The organism is Nonomuraea fuscirosea, from assembly GCF_035917475.1.
GTDB classification, from domain to species: domain Bacteria; phylum Actinomycetota; class Actinomycetes; order Streptosporangiales; family Streptosporangiaceae; genus Nonomuraea; species Nonomuraea fuscirosea.
Genome location: NZ_CP109074.1, coordinates 1,873,076 through 1,887,233 on the forward strand (window position 1 = coordinate 1,873,076; position 14,158 = coordinate 1,887,233).

General features: G+C 72.5%; 15 protein-coding genes. 12 read left to right on the forward strand and 3 right to left on the reverse strand.

The window, feature by feature from the left end; all coding sequences use genetic code 11:
- Positions 1-11 precede the first annotated feature (11 nt).
- The 3 genes from OIE67_RS08430 to OIE67_RS08440 all read left to right on the forward strand — a co-directional run bounded on the left by OIE67_RS08430 (position 12) and on the right by OIE67_RS08440 (position 1,837).
- On the forward strand, positions 12-1,178 hold the full coding sequence (locus OIE67_RS08430; RefSeq protein WP_326638288.1) for a pyridoxal phosphate-dependent aminotransferase: 1,167 nt from the start codon (positions 12-14) through the stop codon (positions 1,176-1,178).
- Positions 1,179-1,283: 105 nt separating this feature from the next.
- Complete coding sequence (locus tag OIE67_RS08435; protein WP_245955477.1) at positions 1,284-1,469, forward strand: Arc family DNA-binding protein; 186 nt, start codon at positions 1,284-1,286, stop codon at positions 1,467-1,469.
- Positions 1,466-1,837 (forward strand): type II toxin-antitoxin system death-on-curing family toxin, encoded by a 372-nt coding sequence (locus OIE67_RS08440; RefSeq protein WP_326638290.1) that lies wholly within the window; start codon positions 1,466-1,468, stop codon positions 1,835-1,837. Before OIE67_RS08435 ends, OIE67_RS08440 begins: the two co-directional genes overlap by 4 nt.
- 71 nt (positions 1,838-1,908) lie before the next feature.
- On the opposite strand, the gene OIE67_RS08445 is transcribed toward OIE67_RS08440, so the two are convergent.
- Both OIE67_RS08445 and OIE67_RS08450 read right to left on the reverse strand, forming a co-directional pair.
- Positions 1,909-3,048 carry an FUSC family protein gene (locus tag OIE67_RS08445; RefSeq protein WP_326638293.1) on the reverse strand — a complete coding sequence of 380 codons (1,140 nt, stop codon included), beginning with the start codon at positions 3,046-3,048 and terminating at the stop codon, positions 1,909-1,911.
- Between the two features lie 81 nt (positions 3,049-3,129).
- Complete coding sequence (locus OIE67_RS08450) at positions 3,130-3,792, reverse strand: alpha/beta fold hydrolase (RefSeq protein ID WP_326638295.1); 663 nt, start codon at positions 3,790-3,792, stop codon at positions 3,130-3,132.
- Positions 3,793-3,968: 176 nt separating this feature from the next.
- Between OIE67_RS08450 and bar the strand changes: the two genes are divergently transcribed.
- From bar to OIE67_RS08490, 8 genes are all read left to right on the forward strand, one after another.
- Positions 3,969-5,066 carry a barbiturase gene (bar, locus tag OIE67_RS08455; protein WP_106234346.1) on the forward strand — a complete coding sequence of 366 codons (1,098 nt, stop codon included), beginning with the start codon at positions 3,969-3,971 and terminating at the stop codon, positions 5,064-5,066.
- Between the two features lie 11 nt (positions 5,067-5,077).
- On the forward strand, positions 5,078-5,617 hold the full coding sequence (locus tag OIE67_RS08460) for an SseB family protein (protein WP_326638299.1): 540 nt from the start codon (positions 5,078-5,080) through the stop codon (positions 5,615-5,617).
- A gap of 142 nt (positions 5,618-5,759) precedes the next feature.
- The gene (locus OIE67_RS08465; protein ID WP_326638301.1) at positions 5,760-6,365 is read left to right on the forward strand and encodes a prepilin peptidase; all 606 of its coding nucleotides are present in this window, start codon (positions 5,760-5,762) and stop codon (positions 6,363-6,365) included.
- A 44-nt stretch (positions 6,366-6,409) separates the two neighbouring features.
- A complete protein-coding gene (gene aroC / locus OIE67_RS08470) occupies positions 6,410-7,591 on the forward strand; it encodes a chorismate synthase (protein WP_326638303.1) in 1,182 nt (393 codons plus the stop codon).
- A gap of 31 nt (positions 7,592-7,622) precedes the next feature.
- The gene (locus tag OIE67_RS08475) at positions 7,623-8,123 is read left to right on the forward strand and encodes a shikimate kinase (RefSeq protein ID WP_106234353.1); all 501 of its coding nucleotides are present in this window, start codon (positions 7,623-7,625) and stop codon (positions 8,121-8,123) included.
- A 70-nt stretch (positions 8,124-8,193) separates the two neighbouring features.
- Positions 8,194-9,264: a 3-dehydroquinate synthase gene (aroB, locus tag OIE67_RS08480; protein ID WP_326638307.1), complete on the forward strand. Its 1,071-nt coding sequence runs from the start codon at positions 8,194-8,196 to the stop codon at positions 9,262-9,264.
- Positions 9,261-9,695 carry a type II 3-dehydroquinate dehydratase gene (aroQ, locus tag OIE67_RS08485; RefSeq protein ID WP_326638309.1) on the forward strand — a complete coding sequence of 145 codons (435 nt, stop codon included), beginning with the start codon at positions 9,261-9,263 and terminating at the stop codon, positions 9,693-9,695. Before aroB ends, aroQ begins: the two co-directional genes overlap by 4 nt.
- Positions 9,692-10,447, forward strand: coding sequence for an SGNH/GDSL hydrolase family protein (locus OIE67_RS08490; RefSeq protein WP_106234358.1), 756 nt, complete (start codon positions 9,692-9,694; stop codon positions 10,445-10,447). The genes aroQ and OIE67_RS08490 overlap by 4 nt, the downstream gene beginning before the upstream one ends.
- 88 nt (positions 10,448-10,535) lie before the next feature.
- Here the strand turns inward: OIE67_RS08490 and OIE67_RS08495 are convergent, their stop codons facing one another.
- Positions 10,536-12,512 (reverse strand): ATP-dependent DNA helicase, encoded by a 1,977-nt coding sequence (locus OIE67_RS08495; protein WP_326638312.1) that lies wholly within the window; start codon positions 12,510-12,512, stop codon positions 10,536-10,538.
- A 251-nt stretch (positions 12,513-12,763) separates the two neighbouring features.
- Between OIE67_RS08495 and OIE67_RS08500 the strand changes: the two genes are divergently transcribed.
- Positions 12,764-14,047, forward strand: a complete 1,284-nt coding sequence (locus OIE67_RS08500) for a hypothetical protein (RefSeq protein WP_326638313.1) — start codon at positions 12,764-12,766, stop codon at positions 14,045-14,047.
- Positions 14,048-14,158 lie beyond the last annotated feature (111 nt).

The following is a 14,158-nucleotide window of genomic DNA, read 5'->3' on the forward strand; positions in this document are numbered from 1 at the left end:
AGTGTGGAGCCGTGACCGAACCACTTGTTGCCAGGATGCGCGCCTTCGGCACGACGATTTTCGCGGAGATGAGCGCGCTGGCCGTCCAGACCGGATCGATCAACCTCGGCCAGGGCTTCCCCGACACCGACGGGCCGGCGGCGATGCTCGACCGCGCCGTCCAGGCCATCGGGGCGGGCGCGAACCAGTATCCGCCGGGCCCGGGGGTGCTGGAGCTCCGGCAGGCGGTCTCGGAGCACCGGGCCGCCCACTACGGGCTCTCCTACGATCCCGTGGGCGAGATCCTGGTCACGGTGGGCGCCACCGAGGCCGTGGCGGCCACGGTGCTGGCGCTGTGCGAGCCGGGCGACGAGGTGATCGCGTTCGAGCCCTACTACGACTCCTACGCCGCCTCGATCGCGCTGGCCCAGGCCCGCCTGGTGCCGGTGACGCTCCGCCCCGACCAGGGCCGCTTCACCTTCGACCCGGCCGAGCTGCGCGCCGCCGTCACCCCCCGCACCAGGGCCGTGCTTGTCAACTCGCCGCACAACCCGACCGGCACCGTCTTCACCCGCGAGGAGCTGACCGCCATCGCGGAGCTCTGCCAGGAGCACGGGCTGATCGCCATCACCGACGAGGTGTACGAGCACCTGACCTTCGACGGGGTCGAGCACATCCCGATGGCCACGCTGCCCGGCATGCGGGAGCGCACGGTGATGATCTCCTCGGCCGGCAAGACGTTCTCCGTCACCGGCTGGAAGACCGGCTGGGTGTGCGCCCCGCCCGAGCTGGTCACCGCCGTGCAGACGGTCAAGCAGTTCCTCACGTTCACCGCGAACGCGCCCTGGCAGCTCGCCGTCGCCTACGGGCTGCGGCACGAGCTGGAGTGGGTGGCCGCGCTCAGGGCCGGGCTGCAGGACAAACGGGACCGGCTGATGGAGGGGCTGTCGGCGGCGGGCTTCTCGGTGCTGCGGCCGGCGGGGACGTACTTCGTGCAGACGGACATCCGGCCGCTGGGCTTCTCGGACGGGCTGGAGCTCAGCCGCCGGCTGCCCGAGCTGGCCGGGGTGGTGGCCATCCCGACCCAGGTCTTCTACGACCATCAGGAACGGGGGCGGCACTTCGTCCGGTTCGCCTTCTGCAAGAAGGACGAGGTCATCGACGAGGCAGTGACCCGGCTGAAGCGCCTGTCCTCCTGAGGGGCTCCGGACGCGACGCACCGTGACAGAGGGTAAACTCTCTGTCGTGGTATCGCCGTGATACCACCTCGTGTCTACGATGGGGGCATGGCTATGACCCTTCGCTTGAGCGACGAGCAGACCGAGGCCCTCCGTAAGCGCGCGGAGGCCGAAGGGCGGAGCATGCAGCAGATCGTGGTTGCGGCGGTCGAGGAATACCTCGCGCGGCATGGCGCCGATGAGGAGGTGCGCCGTCTCGGCGCGAAGTCCAGGGAGCGCTGGCGGACAGTCCTCGATCGGTTGGGCGAATGACCCGCTATCTCACCTTGGAGCAGGTTCTCGAGCTGGCGGAGGCCGAGCTGGGCGATGTCCTCGTCGTCAGGGACCTCGGGCTGCTCGACTCGGCGGTGCATCGGCCGGCCTCGTCCATGTTCGGACAGGAGGCCTACCCCGACCTGATCACCAAGGCGGCCGCGCTGCTGCAGTCGCTGGCGGTCAACCATCCGCTCATCGACGGCAACAAGCGGCTGTCGTGGCTGGTGACAGACGTGTTCCTGCGGTACAACGGCGTGGAACTCGACACCGACGACGACTCCGCCTACGACCTGGTGATCGCAGTGGCTTCGGGCAAGATGACCGATCTGGACGAGATCGCCGACGTCCTGCGCACCTTCGTGTAAGGCCATCTGCGGATGATGCTCAGCCCACGCGGGGCCTCGCTCAGCCGGATGAGGCCCCTCCCGGGTGGCGCTCAGCGCCGCTGCGCCGCCTCGTCGTTCGCTTCGTTCGCCTCGTTCTTGGCGTTCGCGCCGTTCGGCCCGTCCAGGGGGGTCAGCGCGGCCGTCGCCTCCTCGTGCCCCATCCCCGTCGCCTGCAACAGGTCCACGACCACCGAACGCAGCTGCGCGATGATGACGTGCGCCGAGAAGCCCAGCCCGTCCGGCCGCTCCCGGGCCGCCACCGCCAGCAGCGCCTGCTGGGCCAGCGTCGGCTCTCGGCCGGCGCTGAGTTCGAGCTGCAGCAGCAGCGCCGCCTCCGAGACCTCGCGCATCGCCTCCGCCAGCGCGGCCGGCGGCGGGCTGGCCTCCCCGAGCGAGGCCAGCGTGCGCCTGCTCAGCACCCGCGCGTTGCGCAGCGCCAGGTCCACCGGCAGCGCGGCCGTCTCGTAACGGGCCAGGCGGGCCCGACGGTGCCAGTGCAGCGGGGAGATCATCGCGATCTCCTTGCTGGTCGCCAGCGCCGCCTCGAACTCCTCCACCGCCGCCTGCGTCGCCCGCGCCTCGTCCAGCGCCTCGGCGGCCAGGTCCGCGTCCCGCTTCTCGATCGCCTCCGCCGCCCGTTCCATCACCGTGGACAGCGCGTCGAGCACCCCCGACAGGTGCTTGGCGGCGATCGCGAACGGGCTCGCGGGCAGCAGCGCCACCGCCACGATGCCGATGATGCCGCCGGTGAGAGCGTCGGCCATCCGGTCCAGGCCGCCCGCGTCCTCGCCGGGCAGCAGGGCGGCCACCAGCACGGCCGACGAGCCCGCCTGGGCGACGAACAGCGCGCCGCTGTTCAGCAGCACCGCGACCGCCATGGCCAGCGCCACCACGAGCCCGAGCTGCCAGGCGCCCGAGCCGATCCACGACACCAGCAGGTCGCCCACGCCGACGCCCAGGCTGACTCCGACGACCAGCTCGACGAGCCGCCGCAGCCGCCGGCCGAGGCCGACGCCCACGCAGATGAGCACGGAGATGGGGGCGAAGAACGGGCGGGGGTGGCCGAGCAGCTGGATGGCGATGATCCAGGCCAGGGCGGAGCCGACCGCGCACTGCGCGATGGAGGGAGCCACCAGGCCGAACGTGCCCAGCCGTTCCTTGACGAGGTCGCTGAGCCGGGTTCGCACCATTCCACGATGCCTGATCATTATGACAGTAAGGTCACATTAGCGCCCTTTAAGTCCTTTTCGTCCGGCCGGGCGTACGCTCCCTCACTCGTCGAGGAACTCCTCCACCACCTGCAGGAACTCCTTGCGGGCGTCCATGTGGATCAGGTGGCCGGCCTCGATCCGGACCAGCCGCGCGCCCGGGATGCGGGCCGCCACGTCGGGCTCGAACGGGCTCTGCGTCCCCGACAGCGCCAGCGTCGGCACGGTGATCCGGGTGAGACCCTCGGCCCACGCCGGATCGGGGTTGAGCAGCTGCCGCTCCGTGTCGTGCATCATCCGCCAGTCGAACCCGGTGGATTCGTCCTCCACGAGCGGCGGCCGGCCGGTGAGCGGGTGCGCGGGCGGCGGGTCCTCCAGCACGAGCCGCGCGACCCGGTCCGGATGCCGCATGGCGAGGTGGCAGGCGATCACGCCGCCGAGCGAGTGCCCCACCACCGCCGCCCGCGCGGCGCCCACGTGGTCGAGCAGCGCGGCGACGTCCTCGGCCATCTCGGGCAGCGGGTACGCGCCCGGCCTGTCGCTGGCCCCGTGACCCCTCAGGTCGGGCACGAACACATGACGCCGGGCCGCGAACCGCTGCGTGATGCCGTTCCAGTCGTTGTGGTCGGCGGTCCGGCCGTGGAGCAGCAGGAGCGGGGGAGCGGCGGGGTCGCCTTCCTCCCGGTAGACGAGCTTGATCCCGTTGACGTGCGCGTCGCGAATCACGTCCGCGACCCTACCCCCGGACCTCGGGCGGGCGTCGCCGCCCGGCTCCCCGCAGCCGGCCGGGCACTGAGCGCACGTTGACATCACCGGCGGGGTACGTGGGCACACATTGACCATGAACCCCGCCGACCGGCCTCGGTAGCGTGGGTGACCGCCGCCAGGAGAAAGGGCTACGCATGCCGGACCCCATCGAAGTGCGCAAAGTGCCGATCGAGAGCGTCACCGACGCCTCTGGGCTGTCGCGGCTCATCGCCGACGGGGTGATCGAGGCGGACCGGGTACTGGCCGTGGTCGGCAAGACCGAGGGCAACGGCGGCGTCAACGACTACACCCGCATCCTGGCCGACCGCGCGTTCCGCGAGGTGCTGGCCGAGCACGGGCATCCGGCGCCGGAGAGCGTGCCGCTGGTGTGGTCGGGCGGCACCGACGGCATCCTGAGCCCGCACGCCACCATCTTCGCCACCACCGCCGACGCCCCCGCCACCGACGAGCCGCGGCTGTCGGTCGGGGTGGCGATGAGCGAGGTCATCCTGCCCGAGGACATCGGCCGGCCCGCCATGGTGGAGAAGGTCGCCGCGGGGGTCAGGGAGGCCATGAAGATCGCCGGCATCGACGACCCGCGCGACGTGCACTACGTACAGACCAAGACGCCCCTGCTCACCCTCGCCACCATCACCGACGCCAAGAACCGCGGCCAGGACACCGCCATCGAGGAGACCGGCCCCTCCATGGACCTGTCCAACTCCACCACCGCGCTCGGCATCGCCGTCGCGCTCGGCGAGATCGAGATGCCGGGCGCCGACCAGATCCACAAGGATCTGTCGCTCTACTCCTCCGTCGCCTCGTGCTCGTCGGGCGTGGAGCTGGACCGGGCGCAGATCGTGCTGGTGGGGAACGTGCGCGGGATCGGCGGACGCTACCGCATCGGGCACAGCGTGATGAAGGACGCCCTCGACGCCGACGGCATCTGGGAGGCCATCAAAGACGCGGGGCTCGCGCTGCCCGACCGCCCGCACCCGTCGGACCTCGGCGGGCGGCTGGTCAACGTGTTCATGAAGTGCGAGGCCGACCCGTCGGGGCAGGTGCGCGGACGGCGCAACATCATGCTGGACGACTCCGACGTGCACTGGCACCGGCAGATCAAGGCGGCGGTGGGCGGCGTGGCGGCCTCGGTCACGGGCGACCCGGCGGTGTTCGTCTCGGTGGCCGCCGTGCACCAGGGGCCTTCCGGCGGCGGGCCGGTGGCTGCCATCGCCGACCTGGGGGAGCGGTAGTCTCGGAGGTTGTGCCGAGCATCCCGCAGCCCCTCGATCCCCACGACGACGGCGCCGCCGCGCCCGCCGTGGCCGCCGCCCTGTCCGCTTACGAATCGGGCACGGCCGGTGCCGCCGAGGTGCTCAACGCGCTGGCCGGCGCGCGGCTGCTCGTGCCCGTGGTCGCGCTCCTGACCGAGGCCGAGGTCGGCGCGCACGGCCTCGCGCAGGAGAAGGAGAGCGAGATGGCGCTGCCCAAGCTCGTCGGGCAGGACGGCAGGCAGGCGGTGCTCGCGTTCACCGGCACGGACGCGCTGACCAGGTGGCGGTCCGACGCCCGGCCGATCCAGGCCAGCGCGCTGCAGGTCTGCCAGGCCGCCGTGCAGGAGCGGGCGGCGGCGGTCGTGGTCGACGTGGCCGGGCCCGTGCAGTTCGTGATCGAGGGCGAGGTGCTGGCGGCGCTGGCCGCGGTCGAGTCCGGCACCGTGGGTGAGCTCGGCGGCGTGACGGTGGCCAAGGTGCAGCCGGCCACCCCGCGCCGGCGCCGCTGGTTCTCCAGAAAGCACGGCTGAGACGGTCGGCGCCCTCCGCGTGCGGTGACGGACCGGCGCCGGGACGCGGACGTCGGGGATGCGCCGGTGGAACGGGACGGCGTCATGCCCAGTCTGTGCGGTGACCCGCGGGTAAGGGGACGCGCGGGTTAAGGTCGGCGGCGTGGTCGCACTCATGGCGCTGATCGGCCTGTTCTGCGGAGACCGCATCAGGGCGCTGGCCCGCTCCTACGACGACCTGCCCGCCCCCGCCCCCGCCCCCGCCCTCTCCTGGGCCCCCTCCTGGCCGGCCCTGGAGCCGGTGTGCGCCGGGGTGGCCGCGCTGGTCGCGTGGCGGGCGGGTCTTCCTTACGTGTGCTTCGCCGTGATCGGCGTCGCCCTGGCCGTGATCGACTGGCGTACCAGCACGCTGCCCGACGCGATCACGCTGCCGGCGTACCCGATCACCGCGCTCGCGCTGCTGCCGACCGGCGAGCTGCCCAGGGCGCTGGCCGGCGGGGCGGCTCTGGCCGCCGCGTACGGGCTGCTCTGGTTCGTCCGGCCGCAGGCCATGGGGTTCGGCGACGTCAAGCTGGCCGGGCTCATCGGCCTGGCCGCCGGCGCGCTCGGCTGGCAGGCCGTGGTGGCGGCCGCCTTCTGCGGGCAGCTGCTCGGCGCGCTCTACGGGCTGACCCTGCTGGTGAGCGGCCGCGGCACGCGGCACACGCAGTTCCCCTTCGGCCCCTTCATGCTGCTGGGGGCGCTCACGACACTCTGTCTCGCATGGTGACCGGAGGGACATCTCACTAGGCGGTACGTGGAAGACTTGTACGCATGTTGCGCTGGTTGACCGCCGGAGAGTCCCACGGCCCCGAACTCGTCGCCATCCTCGAAGGCCTGCCGGCCGGGGTCGAGGTGAGCACGTCCGCCATCGACGAGGCCCTGCGCCGCCGCAGGCTCGGCTATGGCCGCGGGGCGCGGATGAAGTTCGAGCAGGACCAGGTGACGGTCGCCGGAGGCGTCCGCCACGGCCGCACCATGGGCAGCCCGGTCGCCGTCCGTGTCGGCAACACCGAGTGGCCGAAGTGGGAGAAGGTCATGGCGGCCGACCCGGTCGACTCGGCCGAGCTGGAGGGCCTGGCCCGCAACGCGCCCAGGTCGCGTCCCCGCCCCGGCCACGCCGACCTGGCGGGCATGCAGAAATACGGCTTCGACGACGCCCGCAACGTGCTCGACCGGGCCAGCGCCCGCGAGACCGCCGCCAGGGTGGCGCTCGGCGAGGTCGCCAGGCGCTTCCTCAAGCAGGCGCTCGGCGTCGACATCGTCAGCCACGTGACCGAGATCGGCGGCGCGCGCACCCCGTCCCCGGTGCTGCCCGGCCCGGGCGACCTGGCCAGGATCGACGCCGACCCGGTGCGCTGCTCCGACGCCGAGGGCAGCGCCGCGATGGTCGCCGTGATCGACAAGGCGCACAAGGACGGCGACACGCTCGGCGGTGTCGTCGAGGTCCTCGCCTACGGCCTGCCGCCGGGCCTGGGCAGCTACACCCACTGGGACCGCAGGCTCGACTCCCGGCTGGCCGGCGCGCTCATGAGCATCCAGGCGATCAAGGGCGTGGCGGTCGGCGACGGCTTCGAGACGGCGCGCCGTCCGGGTTCCCAGGCGCACGACGAGATCGAATACACCACCGACGACGGGGTCCGCCGCATCACCAACCGCGCGGGCGGCGTCGAGGGCGGCATGAGCAACGGCGAGATCCTGCGGGTGAGCGCCGCCATGAAGCCCATCTCGACGGTGCCGAGGGCGCTGGCCACGATCGACGTCAAGACCGGCGAGGCGGCCAAGGCCCACCACGAGCGCTCCGACGTGTGCGCCGTCCCCGCCGCCGGCATCGTGGCCGAGGCGATGGTGGCGCTGGTGCTGGCCGACGCGGCGATCGAGAAGTTCGGCGGCGACTCCGTGGAGGAGGTCGCCCGCAACCTGTCCGGCTACCTCTCCTCCATGGTGATCAAGTGAGCATGGTGCGGATGAGAATGGTGAGCGACATATGAGCAGGGTTGTGCTGATCGGGCCGCCCGGATCCGGCAAGACCACGCTCGGGCGGCTGCTGGCCGAGCGCCTCGGCGTCGGGTTCCGCGACACCGACGCCGACATCGAGGCCGTGGCGGGCAAGCCCGTCTCCGACATCTTCGTCGAGGACGGCGAGGAGCGCTTCCGCGAGCTGGAGCACGAGGCCGTGCGCCGGGCGCTGGCCGAGCACGACGGCGTCCTGTCGCTCGGCGGCGGCGCCGTGCTGCACGCCGAGACGCAGACCCTGCTGCAGGGCCAGCACGTGGTCTACCTCCAGGTCGGGCTGTCCGACGCGATCCAGCGGGTGGGGCTCGGCTCCGCCAGGCCGCTGCTGGTGCTCAACCCGCGCAGTCAGCTGAAGAAGCTGATGGAGGAGCGGCGCCCGGTCTACGAGCGGCTGGCCGTCATGACGGTGGTCACCGACAAGCGCGAGCCGGACGAGCTGGCCGACGAGATCGTCAAGGGGCTGAGCGCATGACGAGACCGTGCGCGGGCCCCCGCGGCGAGGGCGGTGCCTCCGTGAGCGCGACCGCGAAGGTGGTGCTCCGGTGAGCGCGACGCGGATCCACGTGCGCGGCGACAGCCCGTACGACGTCGTCGTCGGCACCGGCGTGCTGGCCGAGCTGGCCACGCTGCTCAAGCCCGGCGTGCGCACCGTCGCCGTGATCAGCCCGCAGACCCTGCCGGAGATCTCCCGGCCGGTCCGCGCGGCGCTGGCCGAGGCCGGCTACCACGTGGTCGAGCTGACCGTGCCCGACGGCGAGCAGGCCAAGAGCGTCGAGGTGGCCGCGCGGCTCTGGTCCGAGCTGGGCCGGCACGGCGTGACCCGGTCCGACGCCGTGGTCGGCGTGGGCGGCGGAGCGACGACCGACCTGGCCGGATTCGTGGCCGCCACGTGGCTGCGCGGCGTGCAGGTCGTGCTGGTGCCGACGACGCTGCTGGCCATGGTCGACGCGGCGGTCGGCGGCAAGAACGGCATCGACACGGCCGAGGGCAAAAACCTCGTGGGCACGTTCCTGCCGCCCGCGGGCGTGCTGTGCGAGCTGTCCACGCTCGACAGCATGCCGAGGCGTGACTACGTGGCGGGCCTGGCCGAGGTGATCAAGGGCGGCTTCATCGCCGACCCGGAGATCCTGCGGCTGGTCGAGTCCGACCCGGAGGCGGCCACCCGCCCCGGCGGGCCGCACACCCGCGAGCTGATCGAGCGCAAGATCCGGGTGAAGGCCGACGTCGTGGGCGCCGACCTGCGCGAGGCCGGGCTGCGCGAGATCCTCAACTACGGCCACACACTCGGCCACGCCATCGAGCGCGACGAGCACTACGGCATCCGCCACGGCGAGGCCGTGGCCATCGGCATGGTCTACGCCGCCGAGCTGTCCAGGCTGGCCGGCCGCGCCGACCTGGTCGAGCGCACCCGCGCCGTCCTGACCGGCGTCGGCCTGCCCGTCTCCTACCGCGCCGACGCCTGGCCGCGCCTGCGCGACCACATGCGCCTGGACAAGAAGAACCGCGGCGCCAAGCAGCGCTTCGTCGTGCTCGACGGCCTGGCCGCGCCCGGCCGCCTCGAAGGCCCCGCCGAAGAGCTGCTCGAAGCCGCCTACAAGGAGATCGCCGAATGATCCTCGTCCTCAACGGGCCCAACCTCGGCCGGCTCGGCAAGCGTGAGCCCGGCGTCTACGGCGCCTCCACCTACGAGGACCTCGTCCAGCTCTGCCGCGAGACCGCGGGCAAGCTCGGCCACGACGTCGACGTGCGCCAGACCGACTCCGAGGCCGAGCTCATCGGCTGGATCCACGAGGCCTGCGACGGGCGCATCCCGGTGGTGCTCAACCCGGCCGCCTTCACCCACTACTCCTACGCCGTGCGCGACGCCGTCGCCCAGCGCACCGCCCCGCTCATCGAGGTGCACATCTCCAATCCCGCCTCCAGGGAAGAGTTTCGTCATACCTCCGTCGTGGCCGGGGTGGCGACGGGCACCATCGCGGGCTTCGGTCTACAGTCGTACGTCCTTGCGCTGCACGCTATCGCGGAGATGAACACCACCTCATGAGGCACTACAAGTCCTTCGTCGCCCTCGGCGACAGCTTCACGGAAGGGCTGAACGATCCCGGTCCCGACGGCCACTACCGAGGCTGGGCCGACCGGGTGGCAGAGCGGCTCGCCGCCGACGACCCCTCCTTCCGCTACGCCAACCTGGCCGTCAGGGGCAAGCTCCTCGACCAGGTCGCGGCCGAGCAGGTGCCGGTCGCCGTGGAGATGGGGGCCGACCTGGTCAGCTTCTGCGCCGGGGGCAACGACCTGCTCAGGCCGGGCAGCGACCCCGACGTGATGGCCAAGACGCTCGCCCGGGCCGTGCGCGACCTGCGCGCGGGCGGGGCCGACGTGCTGCTGTTCACCGGCGTGGACCCGCGCGACACGCCGCTGATGCGGCGCCTGCGCGGCCGCTTCGCCATCTACTACCTGCACCTGCGCTCGATCGCCGACCTGTACGGGTGCCGCCTCGTCGACCAGTGGTCCATGCAGGGGCTGCGCGACTGGCGGGCCTGGAGCGCCGACCGGCTGCACATGAACGAGGACGGTCACCGCCTGGTCGCGGCCCGGGTGCTCGACGTGCTCGGCGTGCCGTTCGAGGACTGGCGCAAGGACTGGCCCGAGCGCTCCGTCGACCCGCGGGCCCGGCGCCGCGAGGACGCGCAGTGGATGCGCGAGCACCTGGTGCCGTGGATGTCGCGCCGCCTGCGCGGCGTGTCGTCCGGTGACGGCATCCTGCCCAAGCGTCCCGACCTCGCCCCCTGGTCCTGACCTTCCGGCCCTTCCTCCCGGCCCCGGCCGGCCGAGTTCGCTCAGGTCACCGGGGTCCGTGGCGGGGCCGGTCAGGCGGTCTCCGTGGTCAGGCGGTCTCGGTGGCCAGGCGCTTGAGGGCGGCCCGGGGGATCGCCGGGTCGGTCGTCCGCCAGAACGGCGGCAGCGAGCCCAGCAGGAAACCGCTGTAGCGGGCGGTCGCCAGCCGGGGATCCAGCACCGCGATCACGCCCTTGTCGTCCTGCGAGCGCAGCAGCCGCCCGACCCCCTGGGCCAGCAGCAGCGCCGCGTGGTTGGCCGCCACCGCCATGAACCCGTTGCCGCCCCTGGCCGCGACGTGCCGTTGCCTGGCCGAGGTGAGCGGGTCGTCGGGGCGCGGGAACGGCACCCGGTCGATGATGACCAGCCGCAGCGAGGGCCCGGGAACGTCGACGCCCTGCCACAGCGACAGGGTGCCGAACAGGCAGGTCGGCTCGTCCTCCGCGAACTGCTTGACCAGCAGCATGGTCGAGTCGTCGCCCTGGCACAGCAGCGGGACGTCCAGCCGGTCGCGCAGCGCCTCGGTGGCCGCCTTGGCCGCGCGCATCGAGGAGAACAGGCCCAGAGTGCGCCCTCCCGCCGCCTCGATCAGTTCGGTGATCTCGTCGAGGTACTGCTGCGGCAGCCCGTCGCGGCCGGGCTGGGGCAGGTGCTTGGCGACGTAGAGGATGCCCGCGCGCGGGTGGTCGAACGGTGAGCCGACGTCGATGCCCTGCCAGCCCTTGCCGTCGCCGAGCCCCCACTGAGCGGCCAGCGCGTCGAACGTGCCGCCGAGCGCCAGCGTGGCCGAGGTGAGCACGACCGTCCGCTCGCCGAACAGCTTGTCGCGCAACATGCCGCTCACGCTCAGCGGCGCGACGCGCAGCGCCGGCGGGCGCCGGTCGGTGCCGGCGTCGAGCCAGACCACCTCGGCGCGGTCGGACTCGGAGTCGTGACCGTACGCCTCCAGCATCCGCACCGCCGTGTCGTGCACCTCGTCCAGGGCGGTGAAGGCCGCCTTGCGCTGCCCCGCCTTGTCGGGGTCGTCCTTGTCGGCGTTGCGCGGGCCCATGGCGGTGACGCAGCGCCAGGACGTGTCGCGGATGAGCTGCAGGGTCAGCCCGAGCACCTGGGGCAGCTCGTCGATGCGGCCGGGCGGAGCGGCGGCCAGCAGCGCCTTGAGGTCTTCGCCGGCCTCCATGAGCTGGTCGGCGAGGGGCTGGTCGATCAGCCGGCCGACCCGGCGCACCGCCAGCATCACCGACGACTCCGACAGCTCGCCGGTCACCACGGAGGTCACCCGGTCGACCAGCTCGTGAGCCTCGTCGACCACCACGACCTCGTGCTCGGGCAGCACCGGCAGCTCGCCCATGGCGTCGATGGCCATCAGCGCGTGGTTGGTCACCACCACGTCGACCTCGCCGGCCCGCGCCCTGGCCAGCTCGGCGAAGCACTCGGGCCCCGAGGGGCAGCGGCTCGCGCCGAGGCACTCCTGCGCGCTCACGGAGAACTGCCGCCACGCCTGCTCGCTCACACCGGGCACCAGCTCGTCGCGGTCGCCGGTCTCGGTCTCCTCGGCCCACTCCTGGATGCGCTGCACCATGCGGCCGGTCGCGCTCACCTCGCGCGGATCGAACAGCTGGTCCTGCTCGTCCTCCTCGGGCCAGCCCGCCGTGGCCTTGTAGCGGCACAGGTAGTTGCGGCGGCCCTTGAGGATGGCGAACGTCGGCTCGTGCGGCAGCTCCTTGGCCAGCGCCTCCGACAGCCGGGGCAGGTCGCGGTCGACGAGCTGGCGCTGCAGGGCGATGGTGGCCGTGGAGATGACCACGGGGGTGTCGCTGTCCATCGCGTGGCGGATGGAGGGCACCAGGTAGGCCAGCGACTTGCCGGTGCCCGTGCCAGCCTGGACGGCCAGATGCTCCTCGCTGTCGATGGCCTTCTGCACCGCCTGGACCATGGTGATCTGGCCCTGACGTTCGCTCCCTCCGAGAGCGTTGACCGCGATGCTGAGCAGTTCGTCCACTGACGGGAGATGGGAGTCCGGCACGGCAGTAAACGCTACCCGCAATCCGGGGCCGCCGCGCCGAACGCCGTGTGATCGGCCAGACGCATCCTGGCGTTCGCGAATACTCCCGCCGGGTTGCGTGGCACACTGGGCGATCGGAACTCCAACCGGTGACGATAGGTGCTCACGGGTTGTGACCACAGGGGTTCCGGGTGTAGATGGGAGAGCCGGTTCCACAGGGTTTTCCGGGGTTGAGTGGACGAATAAAGGCTGGTTAAAGCAGTATGTCTGCCATGTCGGAAGTTGTCCCGTTGCCGTCGTTCGGCGAAGTCTTCTTCGATGCACGAGGTCAGGAGCGGTGCCTCCGGGTCACGTGGCATGAGGGCACGCTGGTCCTCAGCCTGTGGCGCGGCGAGATGTGCACCGCGAGCTTCCGCATGCCGATGGAGGACGTCGGGCGGCTGCTCGACACTCTCGACGAGGGCTTCGCGGAGGCCACGGGCGAGCAGCCCGCCGTGCCCGCGCCCGAGCCCGGCACCGAGGTGATGCCGGGCACCGGAACCTATCACCGCCCGGGCCAGCACGGCCAGCAACCGGGCCGGCAGCACGCGCCGCAGACCGGCGCGCAGCAGCCCCAGCTGCCGGGCCGGCCGCAGCTCGACGAGCGGCCCACGGCGGCGCTGTCGCCCAGCGACGTCCTCGTGGCGAGGGGCACTCCGGCCGCGCACCAGGACAAGCTGGTGGCCTCCTACGGCGAGACGACGGCTCCCCGCGACCCCGGTTACGCCGAGCCCGCCGCCGGCCGCGGCGACTACGCCGACCCCGCCAGGGACAGCACCCCCGCGTACGGCGAGCCGCGCAACCTCTTCACCGGCCCCCAGTACGTCGACTCCACCGGCCCCCAGCAGAAGTACACCGGCGACCCCTACAGCGGCCCGCAGTACGCCTCCGACCCGCTCAGCGGACCCCACCAGTACGGCCAGGACCCGCTCAGCGGCCCCCACTCCTACGCCCAGCAGGTCCAGCCGGAGCCGTTCACCGGCCCTCAGTACGTCGACAACGAGCCCGTCTACCAGATGCCCGGCTCCGACCAGCGCCGCCAGGCGCCGCTGAGCACCGACCCGCTCGGCTTCCCCTCGCAGGCGGCCGACCGCTACCAGGCGGCCGGCGACTATCCCTCCGACCCGTACGGCGGCCGCCGCCCCGACGCCTACCAGCAGCAGCCCCCGCAGGTCGCCCAGCCCCAGGCACCGGCGCAGCCGAGCACGGCGGGCCTTGGCACGCCCATGCACGGCATCCCCGGAGCGGGCCGCCGCCGCGGCGCCCCGCAGCCGCCGCAGCCGGCCCCCGTCCACGACGACTACGGCTCCTACCAGAACCCGCAGCAGCCCAACCCGGTGGACCCGCTGATGACCCTCGGCCGGCCCGACCAGCAGTACCCGCCCGCGTCCGGGCAGCATCCCGGCCAGGAGGACCTGTCCCGCCCCTACGTCGGGGACCCCATGTTCTCCACGGGCGAGCGCCTGCGTCCCGACCAGCCCGACTACCACGAGAGAAGCGACCGCAGGGAGTGGTGACGGCCCACTCCGTCCCACCGGGTACGCTCACCGCGAGACGATCGAGCCACGGCTAGTCCCGGCGGCCGATCGCGCGTCATCGAGGAGCGAGCCCGCGCGGCCGAGGCTCCG

Excerpts from the sequence above, each read along its gene's own strand:
- bar (WP_106234346.1), top strand. The coding sequence starts at position 3,969 with ATGCCGGACCCCATCGAAGTGCGCAAAGTGCCGATCGAGAGCGTCACC.
- OIE67_RS08445 (WP_326638293.1), bottom strand. The coding sequence starts at position 3,048 with ATGGTGCGAACCCGGCTCAGCGACCTCGTCAAGGAACGGCTGGGCACG.
- OIE67_RS08475 (WP_106234353.1), top strand. The coding sequence starts at position 7,623 with ATGAGCAGGGTTGTGCTGATCGGGCCGCCCGGATCCGGCAAGACCACG.
- OIE67_RS08500 (WP_326638313.1), top strand. The coding sequence starts at position 12,764 with ATGTCGGAAGTTGTCCCGTTGCCGTCGTTCGGCGAAGTCTTCTTCGAT.
- aroC (WP_326638303.1), top strand. The coding sequence starts at position 6,410 with ATGTTGCGCTGGTTGACCGCCGGAGAGTCCCACGGCCCCGAACTCGTC.
- aroQ (WP_326638309.1), top strand. The coding sequence starts at position 9,261 with ATGATCCTCGTCCTCAACGGGCCCAACCTCGGCCGGCTCGGCAAGCGT.
- OIE67_RS08490 (WP_106234358.1), top strand. The coding sequence starts at position 9,692 with ATGAGGCACTACAAGTCCTTCGTCGCCCTCGGCGACAGCTTCACGGAA.
- OIE67_RS08440 (WP_326638290.1), top strand. The coding sequence starts at position 1,466 with ATGACCCGCTATCTCACCTTGGAGCAGGTTCTCGAGCTGGCGGAGGCC.